This is a genomic window from Neoakkermansia glycaniphila, from assembly GCF_001683795.1.
Taxonomy (GTDB): Bacteria; Verrucomicrobiota; Verrucomicrobiia; order Verrucomicrobiales; family Akkermansiaceae; genus Akkermansia; species Akkermansia glycaniphila.
Genome location: NZ_LIGX01000035.1, coordinates 79,120 through 101,933 on the forward strand (window position 1 = coordinate 79,120; position 22,814 = coordinate 101,933).

Genomic DNA, 22,814 nt, shown 5'->3' on the forward strand with positions numbered 1-22,814 from the left:
CGCAGGCTATCCCGGCGCAGATTGCAAAACATCCATTTCAAATACTTTCTGTTGCTCGTCCCCATACTGCCCGCTCTTGTGATGGTCACGGTAGGAAACGATAGTGAAACCGGCGACCACCGTCGAATGCCCGCAGCGGTCGGGACACAACGCAGCCCGCCCAAGGCAGACGATATTCCGGTAGCCTTCGAAGCGGGCAATGGTTTTGTGGGTGGCCAGCACTTCGTACATTGCCGCTTCCTTCTTCACGGCATCTACCGCAAACGGATTCACGATCCAGTCGAATCCCAGGTCTTCCGTTCCGGAAGTGATCTCGACGTACTTGGCCTCCGGCCTGACGGGAGGTTCGTCCTTCGGCGCAGCAAAGGCAAATCCGGCGCACAGGATGGCAACGGCATAGGGAAAAAGTTGTAATCTTTTCATAGGCTTTCATCCTACACTCCACATATTGAGAGTACAAGAAGAATGATGCCGCACAGGCCGAACAACAGGGCCATACACGCATCCCGCCGATACAACCTAGGGCACGAGCGGCACGACGAACATATCCCCCACCGCCAGCCAGACAGGCAGCGTAATGAACGACACGAGGGTCGTGACCAGCAGCACCTGCGTCGCAATATCCGGATGGCCTCCGAACCGCTTGGCAAGGATGACGGGAATCACCGCAGAAGGAATGGCCGCCTGCAGCACCATGATACGCTTGATCAGAGGATCAACGGGCAGCGCCCATGCCAACAGCAGAATCAGCATCGGAGCCAGCACGAGCCGCGTCAGCACACCGGCGATATTCAGCCGCAGGTTCCACTGCATCCGCTCCCATGAATCGTACATCGTACAGCCGAAGAGCATCATGCAGAGCGGCACCGCACACCCGCCGAACATGGACAGGGTATTCATCACCGGAGGCACCGCCACGTAGGAGCCAAGCCCCGTCCAGCCCAGCAGAAGACCGATCACCACCGCCATCAGCGGCCCGCGCAGGAAGATGCCTGCGGACAGATTCTTCACCCCTCCGGCAATGATGATAATGCCGATGGTCCACACCGCCAGCTCGCAGCCGACATTGTGGGTCATCAGCACCCCAAGGGTCGGATCACCCTTGGCCGGGAACAGCACCATCAGAATGGGGATCACGAAGAAAGCGTAATTCTGAATACCCGCCGACAGCGAAAACGTCCGCAACCCCGTACCGACCTTCAGCTTCAGCAGCCGGGCCACCGACCACGCCACACCCATGCCGACGACCAGTTCGGTAAAGCCCATGGCAATCGCCTGCGCGGAAAAGGAAATGCTCGACAACTTCTCATTGCCGAGCATGCTCGACAGGATCAGGCACGGATAGCACACATCCAGCGCCACACGCATCAGCGGCGATTCATGCGCAGGCAGAATCCAGTGGATGCGGCGCAGCAGCCAGCCCGTACCGATAATCAGGTAGACAGGAATGACGGCAAGAAAAGTGGCAAGAACAATATCCCAGGAATTCATGACTGATGACAGGCCGTAGAACCGGATCCGCCGGACGGAGCGCCGCCGTGGATTTTCCCGGTGATGGTTTCGATATCGATGCGGCACACGAAAGTCCGGTGCAGGCGGGTCCGGATGTAGGCATCCAGAGCCGCTTCATCGTGCTGCGTGTAATGCCTTCCGATCAGAAGCAGAGCCTCGAGCACCTCGGCCTCGTCCTCGACGAGAGCCGCCCTGCCCTCGACGACGGCGCAGGCATAGCGGACATCGTACTGCTCGGGCAGCGGCTCGGCGCGGGAAACACAGGTCAGGCACACGGCGGAATTCTCGCGGATATTGTCCAGCTTCCGCCCCTCGACGGCGCAATGAAAATACACCGCCTGCCCGTGCAGAACGTGGGACACCGGCACGCCGTACGGCAGCCCGCCGTTCCCGGCCGTAGCGAGAAAGCCGTATTCGCTCTCCTCCACGATCCGGCGCGCCTCCTCCTGCGTGGCGCGTTCCCCTTTTCTTCTCATCTCTCTCATGGTCTCATTTCTCCTGCCGCTTCCGGCAAGCCGCCGATGAGCCCCGCCAGATAGTTTCTCAACTCTTCGATACCGCCGAACACCAGCGCAGGATCATTCACCTCCCGCAGCCGCGAAGCATCGACAGCCTCGCTCCACGCGGCGGACAGGCAGACCACCCCCGCCTCCTTCGTGGCGGCGACATCCGACAAGGCATCGCCGATGTACAGAAACTCGTCGCGCTCCAACCCGTACTCCTCCAGCAGCCCGGCCATCAGCTCCGCCTTGTTCAGGCGGTCTTCCGCTCCGGTACCGATCCGGCAAAACGCATCCTGCAGGCCGAACCGCTCCAGCGTAATCCGGCAGCTCACCGCCCCCTTGCCCGTAATCAGGGCCACCTGCACGCCGCACCGCTTCAAATCGTCGATCAGCTCGACAACACCCTCGTAAGGCTCGGCGCACTCGCCGTGCATCTCCTCATAAAGGGTGTAGAAATCTTCCAACGCCTGCTCCCAGCCCTCCTTCACGATCGCCTTCACCATACCCACCTCGTTCAGGCCGAACGTCTGCACAATCTCCTCCTCGCTAAGCAGATGCCCCGCATGGGGAGACACCGCCCGGGCAAACACCCGCAGGCACATCGGAATCGTCTCGCCGATCGTCCCGTCCAAATCGAAACCGACCATTCTGATCATGCCGCACCTCCGTTGATAGGCCGAATCACGCGGCAGGGATTACCCGCCGCCAGACAATTCGGCGGCACATCCTTCGTCACCACGCTGCCTGCGCCGATCACACTCCCGTGTCCGATCGTCACGCCGGGCAGAATCACCACACCGCCGCCGATCCAGCACCCGTCCTCGATCCGCACCGGGAGGGCGTAGGTATGGCGCACGTATTCGGTGCCTCCATCCGTCTCCACGGGAGTCAGGCGCTCCGCCAGCTCCACGGGATGCGTCGCCGTATAAATCTGCACATTGGGAGCGATCAGCACATTATTGCCGATCCGTATCTCATTGCAATCGACAAACGTGCAGCCCGTATTCACCGTCACATTACTGCCGATATGAATATTGCGGCCGTAATCGCAAACGAACGAATGCCCCACGGAAACCTTCTCGCCGATGCTCCCGAGCATCTCCTCCAGCACGAGGCGCTTCTCCTCTTTCTGCTCGTAGGGAAGCGCATTGTACTGCAGCAGCAGCCGATGAGCCTTCTTCTTGAACTCAAGAAACACCGGGTCATGGCAATCGTACCACTCGCCCGCCATGCACTTTTCCAGTTCGGTCATCAGCTGCTCCTTTCCGGGAGAATATTACTCCCACTCGATGGATGCCGGGGGCTTGGTCGAGATGTCGTACAGAACGCGGTTGATGCCCTTGACTTCGTTCAGGATGCGGTTGCTCGTTTCGCGAAGCAGGGCCGGGGGGAGTTCCACCCAGTCGGCGGTCATCGCATCTTCCGAGACGATGGCGCGGAGGTTGGTCGCCCATTCGTAGGAGCGTTCATCGCCCTTCACGCCGACGGTTTTCACGGGGATCAGGCCCGCGTAGGCCTGCCACACCTTTTCGTACCAGCCGAATTTCTTGAGGTTGCCGATGAAGATGGCGTCACATTCGCGGATGATGTCGAGGCGTTCCTTCGTCACTTCGCCGGGGCAGCGTACGGCGAGGCCGGGGCCCGGGAAGGGATGGCGCCAGAGGATGTCGTGAGGGATGCCCATGGCTGCGCCGAGTTCGCGCACTTCGTCCTTGAAGAGTTCGGCCAGCGGTTCCAGCACCTTGCCCTGCGCCTGGAGTTCCAGCACGCGTTCCACTCGGTTGTGGTGGGTTTTGATGACGGAGGCTTTCGATTTGGCGTTGGACGCGCTTTCGATCACGTCCGGGTACAGGGTGCCCTGTGCGAGCATTTCGGCGTTGCCGACTGCATCCCAGAACACATCGAGGAAGAGGCCGCCGATGATGCGGCGTTTCTTTTCGGGGTCGCCTTCTCCGGCGAGTGCGTTCAGGAAGCGTTCGGAGGCATCGATGGTTTCGATTTCCACGCCCATGCGGGCGAAATTGGCCTGTACTTCCTCGGCTTCATTCTTGCGGAGAAGTCCGTTGTCCACGAAGATGGGGCGCACGTTCACGCCCGCTTCATGCAGCAGGACGGCCAGCACGGTGCTGTCCACACCGCCGGAAACGCCGCAGACGACCTGCTTGTCGCCCACGCGGTCACGGATTTCCTGCACGATTTCGTTCTTGAAGTCGCCGATGTCGAAGCGTTGAAGGTTGTCCGCCAGCGCAAGGAAGTTGCGGAGGATGGTGCGGCCTTCGTGCGAGTGGGTGACTTCCGGGTGGAACTGGATGCCGTACATGCGGTCGCTCCACTGGAGGGAGACGGGTACGCCTTCCGCATTGCGGGCGATCACGGAGCAACCTTCGGCGAGGTGGTCCACGGTGTCCGAATGGCTCATCCACACCTGCGAGGAGGGGGTCACATCCTTGTACAACACGGCTCCGGCTTCGGGGACGAGGGCGGCGGGGCCGTATTCGCGCTTGTTGCTGCCCTTGACGGTACCGCCGTGTTTGATATTCAGGAGCTGCATGCCGTAGCACACGCCGAGCACGGGCACGCCGAAGCTTTGCAGCCAGGCGAAATCGATGTCGGGGGCATCCGCATCCGTGGTGCTTTTCGGGCCTCCGGAGAGGATGACGGCACCGGGTTCATGGATCTGGTCCAGATCCTCCAAAGCGTACAGTTTGGCCATGAAGCCCAGTTCGCGCACGCGGCGCACGATGAGCTGCGTGTACTGGGAGCCGAAGTCGATGACGGCGACGAGGTGTTTGACGTGCATGTGTACGGGAGAGTTAGCAGGAATAGTTGACCGGTTCTTCGGTGATGGTGATATCGTGCGGATGGCTTTCTTTCAGGCCGCCTGCCGTGATGCGCACAAAGCGTGCATGCTCGCGCAGGGTGGCGAGGTCGTTCGCGCCGAGGTAGCCCATGCCGGAACGGAGGCCGCCCATGAGCTGGAAGATGACGTCGGCCAGCATGCCCTTGTACGGAACGCGGGCTTCCACGCCTTCGGCGACGAGTTTGCCGGAGCTGTTCTGCCCGTAGCGGTCGCCGGAGCCGCGGCGCATCGCGCCGAGAGAACCCATGCCGCGGTATTGCTTGAAGTGGCGGCCCTGATAGTGGACGACCTGGCCGGGGCTTTCTTCGCAGCCTGCAAGAAGGCCGCCCATCATGATGAGGTCCGCGCCTGCGGCGAGAGCCTTCACCACATCGCCGGAGTAGCGGATGCCGCCGTCGGCGATCACGGCTACGCCTGCCGGGCGTGCGACGGAGGCCACTTCCTGAATGGCCGAGAACTGGGGCATACCCACGCCGGCAATGATGCGGGTGGTGCAGATGGAACCGGGGCCCACGCCTACCTTGATGGCGCTCGCACCGGCGGCGATGAGGTCGGCCGCGCCGTCCTTCGTCACCACATTGCCTGCGACGACGGGCTTGTCGGAAAGCTCGCGGAGCTTGGCGATCACATCCATCACGCGGGAGGTGTGGCCTGTGGCGGCGTCGATGAAGAGGGCGTCCGCGCCCGCTTCGATGAGAGCCTTCGCACGGTCGATGCAGTCGGGACCCACGCCCACGGCTGCGCCGCAGCGGAGACGGCCGAATTCATCTTTCGAGGAGTCGGCGAAGAATTCGCGCTTCTGAATGTCCGTCTCGGTGATGAGTCCGGCAAGGCGGCCGTCGGCATCCACGAGGGGAAGCTTTTCAATACGGTTTTCGTGCAGAATGCTGCGGGCCTGCTCGATCGTCGTCGTCGAAGCGGCAGTGATGAGGCGGGCAACCGGAGTCATCACGTCGGAAACGCGAGTCGTTTCGGGGCGTTCCACGCCGCGCATGTCGCGACCGGTGACGATGCCTTCCAGCCTGCCGTCGGCATCCACCACGGGGAAGCCGGAATAGCCGTGCTGGTGCACGAGCTCGCGCACTTCAACGATCGTCATATCCTTGCACACGGTGATCGGGTTCGGAATCACGGCGTTGTCGAAACGCTTGACCTTCGACACCATTGCGGCCTGAATCTCGATCAGGTTATTGCGATGAATCACGCCGAGGCCGCCTTCACGCGCCATGGCAATGGCCATTTCCGATTCCGTCACCGTATCCATCGGGGAAGAAAGGATCGGCAAACGCAAAGGGAAGGAAGAAACGAGCCGGGAAGAAACATCGGCATCGCCGGGAAGAATCGTGCTCAAGCACGGGAGCAGGAGCACATCGTCAAAACTGAGTCCAAGAGGATATTCCGCCATGAGCGAAGCTACCCGATTCCGGGCAGGATTGCAAGACTAAACCATCAGCACGAACGATTTTTTCGCGCCCGGCTGCGAAGGATTGCTGCAGACGCTCGCCGGACACCGCCCGTCATTGGCGAGGCTCTCGCTTTTTCCATCCTTTTCCCGCCAAAACCGGAAAGAATCGGTTCACAACCCATATACATGGAATCATCAACACGCATACGAAAATGACTTTGAACACGAAATTATTGGAAGAGAAAGGAAACAATTGCAGAGAATCGACGCTTTTCAAAAGAACGGAAACCAAAAAGAGAATGTCCAGATGTACAGGGAATATGGCTAATGAGTTTCTACTGAGATAATTCACCATCCGGACAGGAAGCATATCCTTGCACAGGAATACCAGGCTGCACGCAAAAAAACATCCGGCAAGCGCACCGGGCATGGCATAAAGGTAATCGCCGTACTGATCGACATACATCAGGAACAAGGAGCTATTCAACTCCTGCGCCGCATACACTCCGCCCCCTCCAATGATCGCAACCGCAGCCAACACATACCATTTCTGCACATACAGCCAATCCACATAGGGACGGCAGGCGATGCCGAAGAAAAGGAATCCCGCGCCGACCAACCCCGTATCCAGGGCAAAGGGCAATCTGCCTTCCGGCATGGCTGTATTCACGGCGAAGGAAAGCAGGATGAAGGCGAGGCCACATGCCCACGACCATTTTGCCACACTGCCATGCCTCCATTCGATCATTTTGGCAATCAAAGCATATAATATACCCACCACGAACATGCACGGCAAAAACCACAATCTCAGGCATATGCCGTAATAGACCGGCACATTCACACAGGAGGCAATACTCCACAAGGCGCTTTGAAAATTATTTGCATGCAATAAGTGTGGATAGAAAACAAGCGATATACCCAGATTGATCAGTTCAAACCCGAAATAAGGCAGCATCAAGCGCACGAATCTTTTTTTAATCGTAACCCATAGCGAAATGTCTCCTTTCTGCAAGGACTGAACATAACCGGACAGCCAGAAAAACAACGGCATATGAAAGGCTAGAATCAGATCGCTCCCAGGAGCGCCGCAATGATGAAAGATGACGAGCAACATCGCCACCCCTCTCAGCGTATCAATGAATGCAACCCGCAATGCTCCGGAATTCAGATTGTCGCCATCGCTCATGACCATCTCAAGAGAATAGAATCAATCCGCCTTTGCCAATCCCTACTCCGCCTCCACGGCGCAGCCGCGCAGAGCGGCGAAGCGGCGAATCACCTCTTCGATCAGGTTCGCCGGGCAGGAAGCTCCGGCGGTGATGCCCACCGTCCAGCGGCAGGATGTGTCAGCCGCTTCGGGCGGAAGGACCGTCAGTTCCTCCTTCTTCGTCCGGGTATTGAAGGCGCGGATTTCATGCAGGCTTTCGATGCAGGCGGCATTTTCGACGAACCATGTGTTCGGCTGGTGCTTCTGGGCGATCTCGACGAGGTGGGTCGTGTTCGAGCTGTTGTAGCCGCCGACGACGATGACGGCATCCAGCGGCTGCTCCAGCAGATGAAACAGCGCATTCTGGCGATCCTGCGTCGCACCGCAGATCGTATCGAACACATGGAAGTTCAGCTCGTTGCCGTCGCGAGCGATCACCGCGTCGCGCAGCATGGTCTGGATTTCAAGGGTCTCTTCCTTGAGCATGGTCGTCTGGTTCGCCATGCCGACACGCTGCAGATGGAGGTCGGGATCGAAGCCTTCCGACATCGCCCCCCGGAAATGCGCCAGAAACTTTTCCCGGTCGCCCTTGCCCAGAATGTAATCGCAGACCACGCGGGCATCCTCCGAAGTGAAGACGACGATGTAATGCCCATCCCCGCCATCGCCCCGGGCGTGAGACGCCGTCGCGCGGCTCTCCTCGTGCTTCGCCTTGCCGTGAATGACGGAAGTGATGCCGCTATTCGCATATCCCTTCACGCGCCGCCAGACTTTCATCACATCTCCGCAGGTCGTATCCACGATGGACACGCCCTTCTCTTCCAGAAATTCCCGCATCTGCACGGGTACGCCGAAGGCGGGAATGATCACCACGTCATCGGGCGTCAACGCCTCGTAGCTCTCGTCCATCTGCTGCCAGGGCAGGCGCACCAGCCCCATCTCGTCGAGCTGGCGGTTCACCTCGGGATTGTGGATGATCTCGCCGATCAGATAAATCCGCTGGTCGGGGAACACGCGCCGCGCCGCATAGGCAATATCGATCGCACGGCGCACCCCGGCACAGAAGCCGAACTCCTGCGCGAGCAGAATCGTCATATTGTCCAGCACCATCCGGCCACCCCGGGCACGGATGCCATCCACCAGCGGACTCAGGTAATGCTCGCCGATCACGGCGGAAACCTTTTCCATGACATCGGAGCGGCGGACGTTGACAGGCTTGTTCGGCTTCATGGCGCGAGTGTCGCCTTTTCGCCGCTGCGAGTCAAGCTTAACCCTTTCCAGCGAAGCCGCCCCGTGGTAGAATCGCGGCATGCTTCTCGCGCTCGCGCCCATGCAGGATGTTTCCGACCTCGCGATGATCCGTACCCTGCACAGGCTCGGCACGCTGCCCGACTACTTCATCACGGAGTACTTCCGCACCACGCCGCACCACCGCAAGCTCGCCCCCTCCACCCTCAGCAGCATCACGGAAAATGAAACCGGAGTCCCGATCTACGGACAGCTCGTCGGCTCGGACATCCCCGCCCTCGTGCGCGATGCGCAGGCATTGATGCAATACCCCGTTGCCGGAGTGGACCTCAACGTCGGCTGCCCCGCCCCCATCGTCACCCGCAAATACGCGGGCGCGGGACTGCTCCGCGTCCTCTCGCGGCTCGATTCCACCCTCGGCGCGCTGCGCGACGCCCTGCCCGCCGGAGCCTTCACCGTCAAATGCCGCATCGGCTGGGAAGACCCCGCCGAATTCGAACAAATCCTCCCCATCCTCCGCAAACACGCGCCCGACCGCCTCGCCATCCATGCCCGCACCATGGCGGAAGGCTACCGCACCCCCGTCCACATCGAAACCGTCCGGCGCGCCGTTGCGGAAATGGAATGCCCCGTCATCGCCAACGGCAACGTGGCGGATGCGGAATCCGCCGCCGCATGGCAACGAGCCGCCAACCCCGCCGGGCTGATGATCGGACGCGGAGCCGTGCGCAACCCCTACCTCTTCCGACGCCTCCGGGGAGAAGCCGCCCCGACCTGCCGCGACATGATGGCCTACGCCCTCGCCCTGTTCGAGGAGACCGCCCGGCTCTTCACCCCCTACAAGGAAATCGACCACATCCACCGCATGAAAAAATTCCTCGTCTATGTGGCCGAAGGATTGCCGGACGACTTCGGCCACCGCATGCGCCGCGCCACCACAAAGGAAACCCTGCTCCAGCCCGTCAGGGACCACCTCGACACCGATACCCCCTACCCCGAAACTCCGCCGGAACACTCCCGGCTCATCGCCCACGTCGCCGCGCTGAAAGCCGCCGCCCCGCCGCCCGGCACCGCACCCTCGCCTTGACAACGGCGCCCGTTTCCCCTACCATTCCGCGCCCCGCCCCTCGCCGGACACACCGCCATGGAACAGGATCGACACATGCAGGCCCTGGAGCGCGAACCCATCGGCAAGCTCCTCCTCCAATACTCCCTTCCGGCCATCGCCGGCATGGTGGCGTATTCGCTGTATAACGTCATCGACAGCATCTTCATCGGCCACGGCGTAGGAGCCGAAGCCCTCTCCGGCCTCGGAGTCGCCTTCCCCATCATGAGCCTCGTCTTCGCGCTCGGCACCCTTGTGGGCATCGGTGGCGCAGCCGTCTGCTCCATCACCCTTGGCAGGCACGACCGGGAAGGCGCATTCAACGTCTTCGGCAACATGCTCCTGCTCAGCATCATCCTCGGCATCGCCTTCGGGTGGGGATGCTGCCCCATCCTGCACCCCATCCTGCACCTCTTCGGAGCCAGCTCCGGCACCATGCCGCATGCCTACGACTTCATGCTCGTCACCCTGCTCGGCCTGCCGCTCACCTACGCCTTCTTCAACATGAACCACGCCATGCGCGCCTCCGGCTACCCGCGCAAGGCCATGCTCACCACCATCATCACCGTCGTCGCCAACGTCGCCTTCGCCCCCGTCTTCATCTTCACTCTCGGCTGGGGGATGACAGGGGCAGCCATCGCCACGCTCCTCGCGCAATGCGTCGGCCTGGCATGGATCATCCACCACTACCGCGACAGCTCGCACACCATCCACTTCACCAAAGGCATCTACCGGCTCCGCCGGGGAATCTGCACCGCCATCGCCTCCATCGGCATGGCACCCTGCCTGCTGAATGCCTGCGGCTGCATCGTCGTCCTCGTCATCAACCGGCAACTGCTGGATCACGGCGGAGACCCGGCGGTGGGAGCCTTCGGCGTCATCAGCCGCGTACAGATCCTCGTCGTCATGGTCGTCATCGGCCTCACGCAGGGCATGCAACCCATCGCAGGCTACAACCTCGGCGCAGGACGGCTCGACCGTGTGCGGCAGGTCCTCCGCTACGGCATCATCGCCGGCACCGGCATCACCACCTTCGGATGGCTCGCCTGCGAACTCTTCCCGCACATGCTCGCCGGCATGTTCACCGACAACGCCGAACTGAAAGAAATCGCCGAACGCGGGTTGCGCCTCAGCGCACTGGCCTTCCCCCTCATCGGCGCCCCCATCGTCATCGGGAACTTCTTCCAATCCATCGGCAGGGCGCGAATCTCCATCTTCCTCTCGCTCACCCGCCAGATGATCTTCCTCGTGCCTCTGCTGCTCGTCCTCCCCACCTTCTGGGGGCAGAACGGCATCTGGTTCGCCATGGCCACGGCAGACCTCATCTCCTCCGCCGTAGCATGGATCACCCTGTCATGGTTCTTCCGCCGCAAAATGAAAAGCGGCATCCATGACGAAGAAATGGCCTGAGGTAGAAACATCTCCCGCCGCACTCCGTGGGGAGTGCGACCTTATCGCCGGTCTGCACCCTCATGAACGGAGGGTTTCAATCCACGCACTCCGTGAGGAGTGCGACCCGATCGAGCAAAAAATGCTGGCGAAGCATGCCAGTTTCAATCCACGCACTCCGTGAGGAGTGCGACATGGTACCCGGATATGGACAGCGGCATCCCCTGCGTTTCAATCCACGCACTCCGTGAGGAGTGCGACCTTGCCCGTGGCGGAGTGCCGGGCAGGGATGAAGGTTTCAATCCACGCACTCCGTGAGGAGTGCGACCCCCTATTATTCGACACGACAGGCGGGCTTCCGATGTTTCAATCCACGCACTCCGTGAGGAGTGCGACATGCGGCGAGGGTGAAGAGGGAATCTGACGGCAAGTTTCAATCCACGCACTCCGTGAGGAGTGCGACATCTACTCGACGCAGGAGATGCGCATGGCCAGCAGTTTCAATCCACGCACTCCGTGAGGAGTGCGACACCATCCCCGGCGACCCGGAACCCATCGCCGCCGGTTTCAATCCACGCACTCCGTGAGGAGTGCGACCATGCCAATTTCCTCATGTGATGTAGCCGAGATGAGTTTCAATTCACGCACTCCGTGAGGAGTGCGACGATATAGCCCACGCGGCACGGTGCTGATTGTGGAGTTTCAATTCACGCACTCCGTGAGGAGTGCGACATTTTCAGGCTGCGGGGAGGCGAGGTAAGGGAGGGTTTCAATTCACGCACTCCGTGAGGAGTGCGACGTTCATCGCCTTCATGTCAATGACTTCTTGTTTTGAGTTTCAATTCACGCACTCCGTGAGGAGTGCGACTCATCGCTTCCGCCCGCGTCACCCCGGAATCTAGTTTCAATTCACGCACTCCGTGAGGAGTGCGACCCCTTCGCTCAGCGGCTTGCTGCTTCCCCCTGTTGTTTCAATTCACGCACTCCGTGAGGAGTGCGACCAGATACAGGGAGACGCTTTCCGTCATGTTCAATGTTTCAATTCACGCACTCCGTGAGGAGTGCGACTTTTCACGATATTGGAACCGGCGGCAAGGCTGATGTTTCAATTCACGCACTCCGTGAGGAGTGCGACAGCCAAGACCATAACACATTGATAAAGCCTTGTCCATGCTTGCATTTGCGCGGACTTGCTGACGTACTGCCGAAAAGCAGACGATTGCACCCGCGCCAGTCCTTTCAATCTTCTGATTCCCAGCGAATCACGCATTTCGCAGATCTCCCGGGAATTTCGCCACAGCTTGGGGTTCGCGCCACGGCGGCCATTCCTGACATTCGGAATTGTAGGGCAGGTCTCGACGATGGGCAAGTCTTTTCCATCAATCGCCTGCCCAGCCGCCGCAAAATACCGCCCGTTTCACAAGCTGCCACACTGTCCTTTCCCCTTGCTGCAGGAGACTCAGCCTCATACTCTCCGCTGCCTTCTCCACATCCCGGCGAGGCATCCCGCCAAAGCCAGAGCGGCGGCGGACGGTTCGGGCGCCAAGTTCAGCGGTGCAGTGAGCGCATGGATGGAAGTGACTTCCCACCCAGTCGCCGTCGCAGGGTCATAGGCATACTGCGCCGTTTCATTGTCGATGCCTTCCAGATAGAGGTGGCCGGTGTCCGACATTTTGAGTATCTGCCGGAACATGGCGATCCGGTAGTCGTCCGAATCGGTGAGGTACAGGATGAGGTCTCCTTCTTCCGTATAGTCGTATCCCCACATGGTGATTGCGTGCCCCGTAGTCGGAGAGGTCAGGCTGAGGGAGACGCCCCAGCCGTTGTCGATATAATCGGTGAAGACTCCGGTGAATTCTTTCTTAAGGCTCGTATTGCCCACGGAATAGAAGCCATAGCTCCGGAACAGGGGCGATTCGATGGCGTCCATATCGAAGGTCATGCCAAGATGGCTCCAGTACCCGCCCGGAGATATCGGAGTCGTCTGTATCTGTGACGATGTCGGATAGTATACATCAGGCAGCATGCCGCCGTTGAACCACCAGTTCCACGCCTGTTCCACCTGCCCTCCCCCGTCGGTCCAGTTTCTCGTGATCATCTGGTAGATGAAGAGTTGCGCAACCTGCGGCATGGCGACATAGGTGGAGGCGTATCCGTTCGGCGTGGAAGCGGCTACGTCTGTACGGTTGTCCTGCCACCACTGGAGGATGTTGGAGGCTGCAGCGGCCCAGCACATCAGGCTATCTATTCCATTCCTTCGGGCGGGTCGGAGCCGGTTCTTCCCACCAGTTGGGCTGTGCAAGGGGCCAGTCCGTCCACTTCGTCTTCTTGTTCACATCGTACCATCCTTCCGTTTCGGAGACGTGGGGGATGAAGACGGGAGCCGCCCCGGAGATGCCTGAAGAGAGGAAGAAGAGCAGCATGCCCGCTGCGGAAATCAGGGTCGACACGGAAAAGGAGGATGACATTGTATAAAGCTAGCCGATTGCAGAATGGCTGTCAAGCAAACGGTCTCGCCCGAATTCTATTTCTCGGAACGGGCTGCACCCCACCGTTTTCCCGTACCCGGCCATGCGCTTCCCGCATCTCCGCTCCGCCAAGGGATTCCATGCGCAAATGCTCCTCTCCGGCGATCCTTTGTGAATACCCGCCATTCGCTTGCCAATGCCGCCATGGCATCCACAAAAATCCCCCGGTACGGGAAGCGCACCGGGGGAGGGAATCGGGCGGAGCCGATGCAGGATCAGACTCCGTGGTATTCCTGAATGGTTTTCACGCCTGCGACTTTGTCCTTGATGCCGCGGACGGCGGCCACACAGGCGCGCGCCGAGGCAAGGTTGGTGCAGTACGAGATTTTGCTGCCGACCGCGCTGGCGCGGATGGCTACTTCGTCCGCACGGGCGTCGTGCGAGCCGGGCGTGTTGATGATGAAGACGATGTCGCCGTTCTTGATGCGGTCCACGATGTTCGGGCGGCGGCCTTCATGCACTTTGTAGGCGCGTTCGCATTCGATGTCGTGCTGCAGCAGGTGGATCATGGTGCCGCGCGTGGCGCAGAGGTCGTAGCCGAGGCGCACGAGGTCGCGGGCGATGGGGACGACGGCTTCCTTGTCGCGGTCGTTGACGGAGATGAAGACGAGGCCCGGCTCCGGCAGCGGGTTGAACGCGCTGATCTGGGATTTCGCGAAGGCGATTTCCGGGTCGGCGTCAATGCCCATGACTTCGCCGGTAGAGCGCATTTCGGGTCCGAGGACGACGTCGATGCCCGGGAAGCGGCCCCACGGGAAGACGGCTTCCTTGACGGAGTAGTATTCCGGCACGATTTCCTTGGTGAAGCCGAGTTCCGGCAGCGTTTTGCCGGACATGACCTTGGCCGCGAGCTTGGCGAGCGGTACGCCGATGGATTTCGAGACGAAGGGGACGGTGCGCGAGGCGCGCGGATTCACTTCGATGACGTAGAGCTCTTCATCCTTGATGGCGAACTGGATGTTCATCAGGCCGCGCACATTGAGGCGGGCGGCCAGTTCCTTGGCGGCGCGCATCATTTCCTTGTGCATGCCCATGGATACGCCGACGGCAGGGATCATGCACGCGGAGTCGCCGGAGTGGATGCCTGCGGGTTCGACGTGCTGCATGATGGCGCCGACGACGGAGATATCGCCGTCCGAGATCACATCGCAGTCGATTTCCATGGCGTTTTCAAGGAAGCGGTCCACGAGTACGGGGCGATCGGGGGAGACGTCCACGGCTTCGGCCATGTAGCGACGGAGTTCCTGCTCGTCATAGACGATCATCATGGCGCGGCCGCCCAGTACGAAGGAGGGGCGGACGAGGACGGGGTAGCCGATGCGCCCGGCCACTTCGGCGGCTTCATCCTGCGTGACGGCGGTGCCTGCTTCCGCCTGCTTGAGGCGGAGCTCGTCGAGGAGGGCGGAGAAGTATTTGCGGTCTTCCGCGAGTTCGATGCTCTTCGGGCTGGTACCGATGATGGGCACGCCGTGGGCTTCGAGAGCGGAGGCGAGGTTCAGCGGAGTCTGGCCGCCGAACTGGACGATCACGCCGTCCGGCTTTTCCTGGTCGCAGATGTTCAGTACGTCTTCCAGCGTGAGGGGCTCGAAGTAGAGCTTGTCCGAGGTGTCGTAGTCGGTGGAGACGGTTTCCGGGTTCGAGTTCACCATGATGGTTTCGTACCCGAGTTCCTTCAGGGCGAAGGAGGCATGCACGCAGCAGTAGTCGAACTCGATGCCCTGCCCGATGCGGTTCGGGCCGCCGCCGAGGATCATGATTTTCTTGCGGCCTTCGTCACGGGCTTCGTTCTCTTCTCCGTAGCTGGAGTAGTAGTACGGGGTGCTGGCTTCGAATTCGGCGGCGCAGGTATCCACCAGCCTGTAGGTGGGGATGATGCCGTGGCGCTTGCGCTCCTTGCGTACATCGTCTTCCGAGCAGCCGCGTGCTTTCGCAATCTGGCGGTCGGAGAAGCCGAGCTTCTTGGCTTCCTTGAGGTCGAGGGTGGCGAGGTTCTTCCCGGCATTCGCCAGATCTTCGAGCTGGGCGAGGAACCACGGGTCGATCTGCGTGATGTCGTGGATTTCTTCGAGCGAGAAACCGTTCATGTAGGCCGTCTGAATCCAGAAGATGCGTTCGGCATTCGGCACGGCGAGCATGCGCACGATTTCCTCATGGGAGGGGTTTTCGGGGTCCTTGTTATCGAAGCCGAAGCCCCAGCGGCCCGTTTCGAGGGAGCGGAGAGCCTTCTGCAGGGATTCCTTGAAGGTGCGGCCGATGGCCATGGCCTCGCCCACGGATTTCATCGAGGTGGTCAGGCGGGCGTCGGCCTGCTTGAACTTCTCGAAGGTGAAGCGCGGCACCTTGGTGACCACATAGTCGATGGAGGGTTCGAACGAGGCGGGGGTTTCCTTCGTGATGTCGTTGCGCAGTTCGTCGAGCGTGTAACCGACAGCGAGCTTCGCCGCGAGCTTGGCGATCGGGAAGCCCGTAGCCTTCGAGGCGAGAGCCGAGGAGCGGGAGACGCGCGGATTCATCTCGATGACGATCATGCGGCCCGTCTTCGGATCGGTGGCGAACTGGATGTTCGAGCCGCCAGTTTCCACGCCGATTTCACGAATCACGGCGAAGGAGGCGTCGCGCATGATCTGGTATTCGCGGTCGGTCAGGGTCTGGATGGGGGCCACGGTGATGGAGTCTCCGGTGTGAACGCCCATCGGGTCGAGGTTTTCGATGGAGCAGACGACCACGCAATTATCGTTGCGGTCGCGCATCACTTCCATCTCGTATTCCTTCCAGCCGAGGAGGGATTCCTCGATCAGCACTTCGGATACGGGGGAAAGGTCGATGCCGCGGGCGCAGATTTCTTCGAACTCGGCGCGGTTGTAGGCGATGCCGCCGCCCGTGCCGCCGAGGGTGAAGGCGGGGCGGATGATGAGGGGATAGGAACCGATCTCCTCCGCCACCTGCCAGGCATCGTTCATATTGTGGGCGATGCCGGAGCGGGGAACGTCCAGCCCGATTTTCAGCATCGCTTCCTTGAAGCGCAGGCGGTCTTCGCCCTTGTCGATGGCATCGGCATTCGCGCCGATCATGCGTACGCCATAGCGGTCCAGCACGCCGTCGGCATGCAGCTTCATGGCGCAGTTCAGGGCCGTCTGGCCGCCGAGGGTCGGCAGCAGGGCGTCCGGCTTCTCGCGGGCGATGATCTTCTCCACATACTCGGGAGTGATCGGTTCGATGTAGGTACGCGGGGCTGTTTCCGGGTCCGTCATGATGGTGGCTGGGTTGGAATTCACCAGCACCACCTCGTACCCTTCTTCACGCAATGCCTTGCACGCTTGAGTTCCGGAATAGTCGAACTCGCAACCTTGTCCAATAACGATCGGGCCGGACCCGATCACGAGAATCTTGTGGATAGACGTGTCTTTCGGCATATTTTAGGTTAAATCCCAAGGGGTATGCCATAACAGGCTCGAAAAAGCAAGACTAAAGTATTTTTTATTACGAAATCGGCAAGAGGCATTGTACCATGGCATCCACTGCCGGAGCATCCGGCCCATGCCTTTTTATCGGAAACAGGGAGACGAACAGGCCTCATTCGGCTTGGCAAATCCGGCGGGATGCATTATCATAGGATCATGCCCGATTCTTCCCCGGCTCAATCTGCTCCCGCCCGCCGCCGATTCTTCTCCCGCCTCGGACGGCGCGGCTACCTGCCCTGGCTCCTGCTCTTCCTGCTGGCCGATTGCCTGAACTCATGGGCATTGTGGGATTACTTCCACTCATGGACGCCCGGCACCCAAGAGCCGGACATGCTCCACACAGTCATGCAGAGCCTGCTGCTGCCGAGCACGCTCTTCCTCATCGTCATGAGCATTCGCCGCCTGCGCGATGCCGCGCACAGCGGATGGTGGGTGCTGGCGCCCATCGTCTGCCTGTTTGTCCAAAGCATCATCTCCTTGCCTGAAGATGTTTTCCAGGCGATGGCCTATACGCACCCCGGGGCGTGGATTCTTTTCATCGCCATCGCCCTCATGCAATCCACTCCCGGCCCGAACAAGTACGGGCCTGCCCCTCTAAACCGCCGGGCCGCACGGAACGAAGAGGCTCCGGAAGCCTGAAAACGGCCTTTCCTGAAACGCCTCCGCCCGCTTCATGTCATGGAAGGGCAAACTCCTTGCTTGAATTTCTGCGGCACATAGGCGAAACTCTCGCGCGAAGGCGGCGCGATGCCGTCTCTCGTACTTCGCATACACAATGAGTTCGAACTTAGCCCAAGAAGCTCTTCAATACCACGAATTCCCACGCCCCGGCAAACTTGAAGTCCTGCCCTGCAAATCCTGTTTTTCCGTGCAGGACCTGACTCTCGCCTATTCCCCGGGCGTTGCGGAACCCTGCCTCCGCATTCAGGAGGATCCCGCCGCCGCCGCACTTTACACCGGAAAATCCAACCTCGTCGCCGTCATCAGCAACGGCACCGCCGTCCTCGGCCTCGGCAACATCGGAGCCGCCGCCTCCAAGCCCGTGATGGAAGGCAAGGGACTTCTTTTCAAGATTTACGCGGACATCGACGTGTTCGACCTCGAACTGAACGTCACCCAGCCCGAAAAGCTCATCGAAGTCATCAAAACCATGGAGCCGACCTTTGGCGCCATCAACCTCGAAGACATCAAGGCCCCCGAATGCTTCATGGTCGAAGAACGCCTGAGGCAGGAAATGAACATCCCCGTCTTCCATGACGACCAGCACGGCACCGCCGTCATCTCCGGCGCAGCCCTGCTGAACGCCGCCGACCTGACGAACCGCCACCTCGAAGACATGAAATGCGTCGTCGTCGGAGCCGGAGCCGCCGGCATCGCCTGCGCGAGGTTCTACATGGCTCTCGGCGTACGCCGCGAAAACATCTACATGTTCGACTCCCGCGGCCTCATCCATACCGGACGCCTCGACCTGCACGCCACCAAGGCACAGTTCGCCCAGAGCGAGGAATGCTCGCTGGAAGTCGCCCTGCAAGGAGCGGACATCTTCCTCGGCCTCTCGAAGAAAGGCCTGCTCAAGCCGGAAATGGTCAAAACCATGGCCCCGCACCCCATCATCTTCGCCTGCGCGAACCCGGACCCGGAAATCACCTACGACGATGCCAAGGCCGCCCGCCCGGATTGCATCATGGGCTCCGGCCGCTCCGACTGGCCGAACCAGGTGAACAACGTCTCCTGCTTCCCGTACATCTTCCGCGCCGCGCTCGACGTACATGCCACCTGCATCAACGAGCCGATGAAAATAGCCGCCGCCCGCGCGCTGGCGGATCTCGCCAAGCAGCCCGTACCGGAATCCGTCGTCAAGGCAAGCGGCGGCAAGCCTCTGGAATTCGGCATCGACTACGTCATTCCGAAACCGCTAGACCCGCGCATGATCGAATACCTCTGCCCGGCCATCGCCGAGGCGGCCATCATCTCCGGAGTCGCCAAAAACCCCGAGTTGCTGAACAATGTGGAAGCCTACAAGGCGGCTCTCAAATCCAGAATCGCCCACGTCTCGAAACGCACCCACGCGCTCGTAGATTCTTACAAATAAACACCTCCACAGAGACAAGGCCGGGCATCGACCCGGCCTTTTTCTTTGAATCAACAACAGGGCTATTCCTCTTCGGCAGATGGCGTGAACCGCCACATACATGATGCCGTTTATTGAAAGGAAAGCACGTGGCAGAATTACTGAAACACAGGTTTTACAACGGCGAGTCGCTCCACCGGCTCGCTGCGAGCATACGCGCCGTCCATCCTGCTTTCCGAGTCGATGCTTTTGTCAACGGCATTATGGACGAAACATGGGACGCATTGGAACTGAAAGCCCGCATGCGGTGGATTGCCATCAATCTGGGAAAGCATCTGCCGGCCGATTACGAGCAGGCTCTCGGCATCATCGACCGGGTCGTCGCAGGCTATCCTGCCGGATTCAACGACTATGCTTCCATGTACTTCCCGGACTTCGTCGAAGTCTACGGGCAGGATGAACGCCATTGGGATCTGTCGATAGCCGCCTTGGAACGATACACTCCATCCTCCTCCGCCGAGTTTGCCGTAAGGCCTTTCATCATCAGGCATGAGAAGCGCATGATGGCGCAGATGGCCGCATGGGCCGGGCATGGCAACGAACATGTCAGGCGGCTTGCCAGCGAGGGTTGCCGCCCGCAGCTGCCGTGGGGGCAGGCATTGCCCGGCTTCAAAAAGGACCCGTCGCCGGTACTTGCCATTCTGGAGCGACTCAAAGCCGACCCGTCGCTGTATGTCCGCAAAAGCGTCGCCAACAACCTCAACGACATTTCCAAAACACATCCCGGCCTGATAGCAAAAATCGCCCGGGACTGGTACGGTAAAAACCAACATACCGATTGGATTGTGAAGCACGGGTGCAGGACGCTTCTCAAACAGGGCAACAGGGATGCGCTGGCCCTCTTCGGATTCGCAGATACCGATTGTGTACATGTGGACGGCTTCGCTCTGAACCCGGCATCGATTCCCATAGGGGATGATCTCACCTTTTCCTTCACGATCGAAACAAGCAAAGACACCAAAGTACGGCTTGAATATGGCATTGACTATGTGAAAGCGAACGGCAAACGAAACCGCAAGATATTCAAGATATCGGAACCTTCCATGAAGGCAAACGGGAAGAAGCCGTACACCAAAAAACATTCCTTTGCCGATGCAAGTACGCGCAGGCATTACCCCGGCACCCATTCGATCACGCTGCTTGTCAACGGCATCGGGAGAGGTACTCTTGATTTCGAGGTAGTGGCCTCCCGATAGGCAGGGTCTCGCCCGACCGTCGCCAAAACGCTGTTCATGCAAAAAAAATTAGAAAAAAAGCGGCATTTTTTTAAGACGGCGACGTTTTCAAACGTTATTTAAGAAAAGACAACAATTCGCCGCACACCATCCATCAACCGGGGAACAAACGAAACGCCATGGGCGCATACATCGACAGTCCGAAAACCGTAGCCTTTCATGCCTATATGAAACGGCATGCCGTCCTGCAGTGTCGCCACCGCTTCCCAACGGATTGCATGGAACAACGCATCACTTGCTGGCCGCTGAAGAACCCTTCGTTCCCTTCCTCATGAAATACACCTCGGAAACCATCCCTGTCATCCGGTGCTACGAACAGGTCCGCGGCATCTATCGGCGCATATATATCCGGCTCGGGCTGCTGGCCGCCGCGTTTGCCGCCTCACTCGCGGCGTTCTCCCTCGCGGGCGAAGACATCCCGTTTATAGCCTTTGCCATCTTCGTAGTCGCCGTCGTCATCGTCGCCATTCTGCCCGGCATCCTCTCCCTGTACGGCATTCCCTGCCCACGCTGCCGCCACACCCGGACATGGTTCAGCATAGGCCCATGGTGGGACCGCCAGCTGCGCCTCCGCTGCACCCGGTGCCACACGAACTACCAGACGGATTGCGGATTCAGTTTCTGGACCGGATATCCCACCCGGAGGCACATCCACGAAATGCCGCCGCCCACGGCCGAACGCCCGGCGGCCACCAAAATTTTCACCCGAAAATCATCATGAACGATTTTGAAGAAATGCGGGATCTGATCGATGCCTTCGATCCCGAAGACTGCGAAGACATGGAAATCGTCGTCCCCATTTACGACAACCCCATGGACCGCCTCTGCCCTGCCTCCTTCGGCTATGCCCACGCAGCCCGCGCCCTCAAGGAAGAAGGCGAAGCACGCGACATCATCCGCTACGCCCGTGCACGCGGCGTCCATGTGCGGGTCATCCGGTTCGACCGCAACAAGTACGACCAGTACCGCCACGGCCAGCCCGACTCCATCGCCCTCCGCAGCGAATGGGCCGACCAGCAGGAAGGCATCTCCTTCTATTAAGAGGGAGCAGAGCGAAGCCGCCGTTCAAACACAAGAAAAAACTCCCCCTGAATTCATTCGCCGCCCAACATCAGCGCGAATTTCCCTCGCCGCATGACGATGCACGCGGCTCGCCGCTCCCGGTTAAAACATGCTTGATAGCAGGGTCAGACTCGCCGAGAATATAAGCCGTCTGCAGAATCATAAACACTTCCTTCCTTCTCAAATAATGCAGAAAGTAGGCTGAAAAGTAACTGATGGTAATCGCGGCGATCAGCATATAGACATTGACCACAACCGCATTATATTTGCTGTTTACCCATTGGAACGACAAAGCGGAAAACAGCAGATAGAGAATGCATATAATCCCGATTGTGCGGCTGATGTACCATAACGATGAAGACAGGCGCACATGAGCTTCCAACCGATCTATATCTCTGCATTGGAAGGGCGCATAATAATGCAACACTGCTTTGTAAGCTTCCGTCGACCGTTTGGACGTACGGCTTGATGTGTTGGAACCATCCCCTACCGCGTCCCATTTGGCATAATCCTTCAAATGGTCAATACCGCGTTTCTTCAAATAATATCCATTAAAATCTTCATAGGGATATTTCCTCAAACGATTCACATAACAGCCAGGCAACGGCTCTTTGGAACATTCATTGTACTGCGCGCATTTGGGCCATTCATCATACACCGTCTTACACTCCTGCGCCGCCTCCGAACAAGGGGGCGCCAGTCTGCATCGTTTCAGGAGGCGTTTTTGATACCAAAAAACAATTTTTGTAAATGGCAGGCAACAGAAAACGATGCCATAGAGCACATAAATAACTACAGGCCAATTACAATAAACCGTACATATCTTTATCAGCTGCGATACGGAATCCGGCAAAACGACATCGCGGCGATAAAACAGAAATCCGGCGATATATGCAATACACAAAAAGAAAAAAATGAAAAATGCGTTGGCTTGTTCCAACCCCTGCATCAGGTTGTGAAAAACCTGAGTAGTATTGTCGATACCAGGCAAGAAGGTAACATACGTCCATATACTCAATGCAGACAAAAAAACAATGCCCGGCAAGAGGCTGCCGCACAAATCAATTAAAAATCATTCACCCATGTCGCCCACGTTCGCCGGGGAGCGATATCCTCTTCACAGATACATTGTCTTCGCCCACTTTTGCCCTCCCTCAAATTCTTTTGC

Annotated in this window: 20 protein-coding genes and 1 CRISPR repeat array; of the genes, 7 read left to right on the top strand and 13 right to left on the bottom strand. The window is 59.3% G+C overall.

Annotated features, from left to right (window positions below):
- Positions 1–6 precede the first annotated feature (6 nt).
- The 9 genes from AC781_RS09960 to AC781_RS10000 form a co-directional block, all read right to left on the bottom strand.
- On the bottom strand, positions 7–423 hold the full coding sequence (locus AC781_RS09960; RefSeq protein ID WP_067777372.1) for a hypothetical protein: 417 nt from the start codon (positions 421–423) through the stop codon (positions 7–9).
- Positions 424–519: 96 nt separating this feature from the next.
- Positions 520–1,491, bottom strand: a complete 972-nt coding sequence (locus AC781_RS09965) for an AEC family transporter (RefSeq protein ID WP_067777374.1) — start codon at positions 1,489–1,491, stop codon at positions 520–522.
- The gene (locus AC781_RS09970; RefSeq protein ID WP_218107270.1) at positions 1,488–1,988 is read right to left on the bottom strand and encodes a pyridoxamine 5'-phosphate oxidase family protein; all 501 of its coding nucleotides are present in this window, start codon (positions 1,986–1,988) and stop codon (positions 1,488–1,490) included. The genes AC781_RS09965 and AC781_RS09970 overlap by 4 nt, the downstream gene beginning before the upstream one ends.
- A 5-nt stretch (positions 1,989–1,993) precedes the next feature.
- Complete coding sequence (locus tag AC781_RS09975; RefSeq protein WP_067777379.1) at positions 1,994–2,671, bottom strand: HAD family hydrolase; 678 nt, start codon at positions 2,669–2,671, stop codon at positions 1,994–1,996.
- Positions 2,668–3,270 (bottom strand): sugar O-acetyltransferase, encoded by a 603-nt coding sequence (locus AC781_RS14365; RefSeq protein ID WP_067777380.1) that lies wholly within the window; start codon positions 3,268–3,270, stop codon positions 2,668–2,670. The genes AC781_RS09975 and AC781_RS14365 overlap by 4 nt, the downstream gene beginning before the upstream one ends.
- A 21-nt stretch (positions 3,271–3,291) precedes the next feature.
- A complete protein-coding gene (guaA, locus tag AC781_RS09985) occupies positions 3,292–4,815 on the bottom strand; it encodes a glutamine-hydrolyzing GMP synthase (protein WP_067777381.1) in 1,524 nt (507 codons plus the stop codon).
- A 13-nt stretch (positions 4,816–4,828) separates the two neighbouring features.
- On the bottom strand, positions 4,829–6,280 hold the full coding sequence (gene guaB, locus AC781_RS09990) for an IMP dehydrogenase (RefSeq protein WP_067777383.1): 1,452 nt from the start codon (positions 6,278–6,280) through the stop codon (positions 4,829–4,831).
- 112 nt (positions 6,281–6,392) lie between these two features.
- Positions 6,393–7,466: an acyltransferase family protein gene (locus AC781_RS09995; protein WP_172801786.1), complete on the bottom strand. Its 1,074-nt coding sequence runs from the start codon at positions 7,464–7,466 to the stop codon at positions 6,393–6,395.
- A 42-nt stretch (positions 7,467–7,508) separates the two neighbouring features.
- Complete coding sequence (locus tag AC781_RS10000) at positions 7,509–8,717, bottom strand: 4-hydroxy-3-methylbut-2-enyl diphosphate reductase (RefSeq protein ID WP_067777389.1); 1,209 nt, start codon at positions 8,715–8,717, stop codon at positions 7,509–7,511.
- Positions 8,718–8,796: 79 nt separating this feature from the next.
- Here AC781_RS10000 and AC781_RS10005 point away from each other — a divergent pair, with 79 nt between their 5' ends.
- Positions 8,797–9,822 carry a tRNA dihydrouridine synthase gene (locus AC781_RS10005; RefSeq protein ID WP_083076931.1) on the top strand — a complete coding sequence of 342 codons (1,026 nt, stop codon included), beginning with the start codon at positions 8,797–8,799 and terminating at the stop codon, positions 9,820–9,822.
- 57 nt (positions 9,823–9,879) lie between these two features.
- Positions 9,880–11,250, top strand: coding sequence for an MATE family efflux transporter (locus AC781_RS10010; protein WP_067777391.1), 1,371 nt, complete (start codon positions 9,880–9,882; stop codon positions 11,248–11,250).
- A 73-nt stretch (positions 11,251–11,323) separates the two neighbouring features.
- Positions 11,324–12,364: direct repeats of the CRISPR family, unit length 33 nt; unit sequence GTTTCAATCCACGCACTCCGTGAGGAGTGCGAC.
- A gap of 330 nt (positions 12,365–12,694) precedes the next feature.
- Here AC781_RS10010 and AC781_RS10015 read toward each other — a convergent pair.
- The 3 genes from AC781_RS10015 to carB form a co-directional block, all read right to left on the bottom strand.
- Positions 12,695–13,465 carry a hypothetical protein gene (locus tag AC781_RS10015; RefSeq protein WP_067777393.1) on the bottom strand — a complete coding sequence of 257 codons (771 nt, stop codon included), beginning with the start codon at positions 13,463–13,465 and terminating at the stop codon, positions 12,695–12,697.
- 4 nt (positions 13,466–13,469) lie between these two features.
- Complete coding sequence (locus AC781_RS10020; RefSeq protein ID WP_067777394.1) at positions 13,470–13,697, bottom strand: hypothetical protein; 228 nt, start codon at positions 13,695–13,697, stop codon at positions 13,470–13,472.
- A 275-nt stretch (positions 13,698–13,972) separates the two neighbouring features.
- Positions 13,973–17,170, bottom strand: coding sequence for a carbamoyl-phosphate synthase large subunit (gene carB, locus AC781_RS10030; RefSeq protein ID WP_067777398.1), 3,198 nt, complete (start codon positions 17,168–17,170; stop codon positions 13,973–13,975).
- A gap of 204 nt (positions 17,171–17,374) precedes the next feature.
- Between carB and AC781_RS10035 the strand changes: the two genes are divergently transcribed.
- From AC781_RS10035 to AC781_RS10055, 5 genes are all read left to right on the top strand, one after another.
- Positions 17,375–17,857, top strand: a complete 483-nt coding sequence (locus AC781_RS10035) for a DUF805 domain-containing protein (protein ID WP_067777400.1) — start codon at positions 17,375–17,377, stop codon at positions 17,855–17,857.
- A 136-nt stretch (positions 17,858–17,993) separates the two neighbouring features.
- Positions 17,994–19,310 (top strand): malic enzyme-like NAD(P)-binding protein, encoded by a 1,317-nt coding sequence (locus tag AC781_RS10040; RefSeq protein ID WP_067777402.1) that lies wholly within the window; start codon positions 17,994–17,996, stop codon positions 19,308–19,310.
- Positions 19,311–19,438: 128 nt separating this feature from the next.
- Positions 19,439–20,545: a DNA alkylation repair protein gene (locus AC781_RS10045; RefSeq protein WP_067777447.1), complete on the top strand. Its 1,107-nt coding sequence runs from the start codon at positions 19,439–19,441 to the stop codon at positions 20,543–20,545.
- A 310-nt stretch (positions 20,546–20,855) separates the two neighbouring features.
- A complete protein-coding gene (locus AC781_RS10050; RefSeq protein ID WP_141675873.1) occupies positions 20,856–21,305 on the top strand; it encodes a hypothetical protein in 450 nt (149 codons plus the stop codon).
- The gene (locus AC781_RS10055) at positions 21,302–21,625 is read left to right on the top strand and encodes a hypothetical protein (protein WP_067777407.1); all 324 of its coding nucleotides are present in this window, start codon (positions 21,302–21,304) and stop codon (positions 21,623–21,625) included. The genes AC781_RS10050 and AC781_RS10055 overlap by 4 nt, the downstream gene beginning before the upstream one ends.
- Before the next feature lie 70 nt (positions 21,626–21,695).
- Here the strand turns inward: AC781_RS10055 and AC781_RS13775 are convergent, their stop codons facing one another.
- Entirely contained in the window at positions 21,696–22,637 is a 942-nt protein-coding gene (locus AC781_RS13775) for a hypothetical protein (protein WP_141675874.1), read from the bottom strand.
- Positions 22,638–22,814 lie beyond the last annotated feature (177 nt).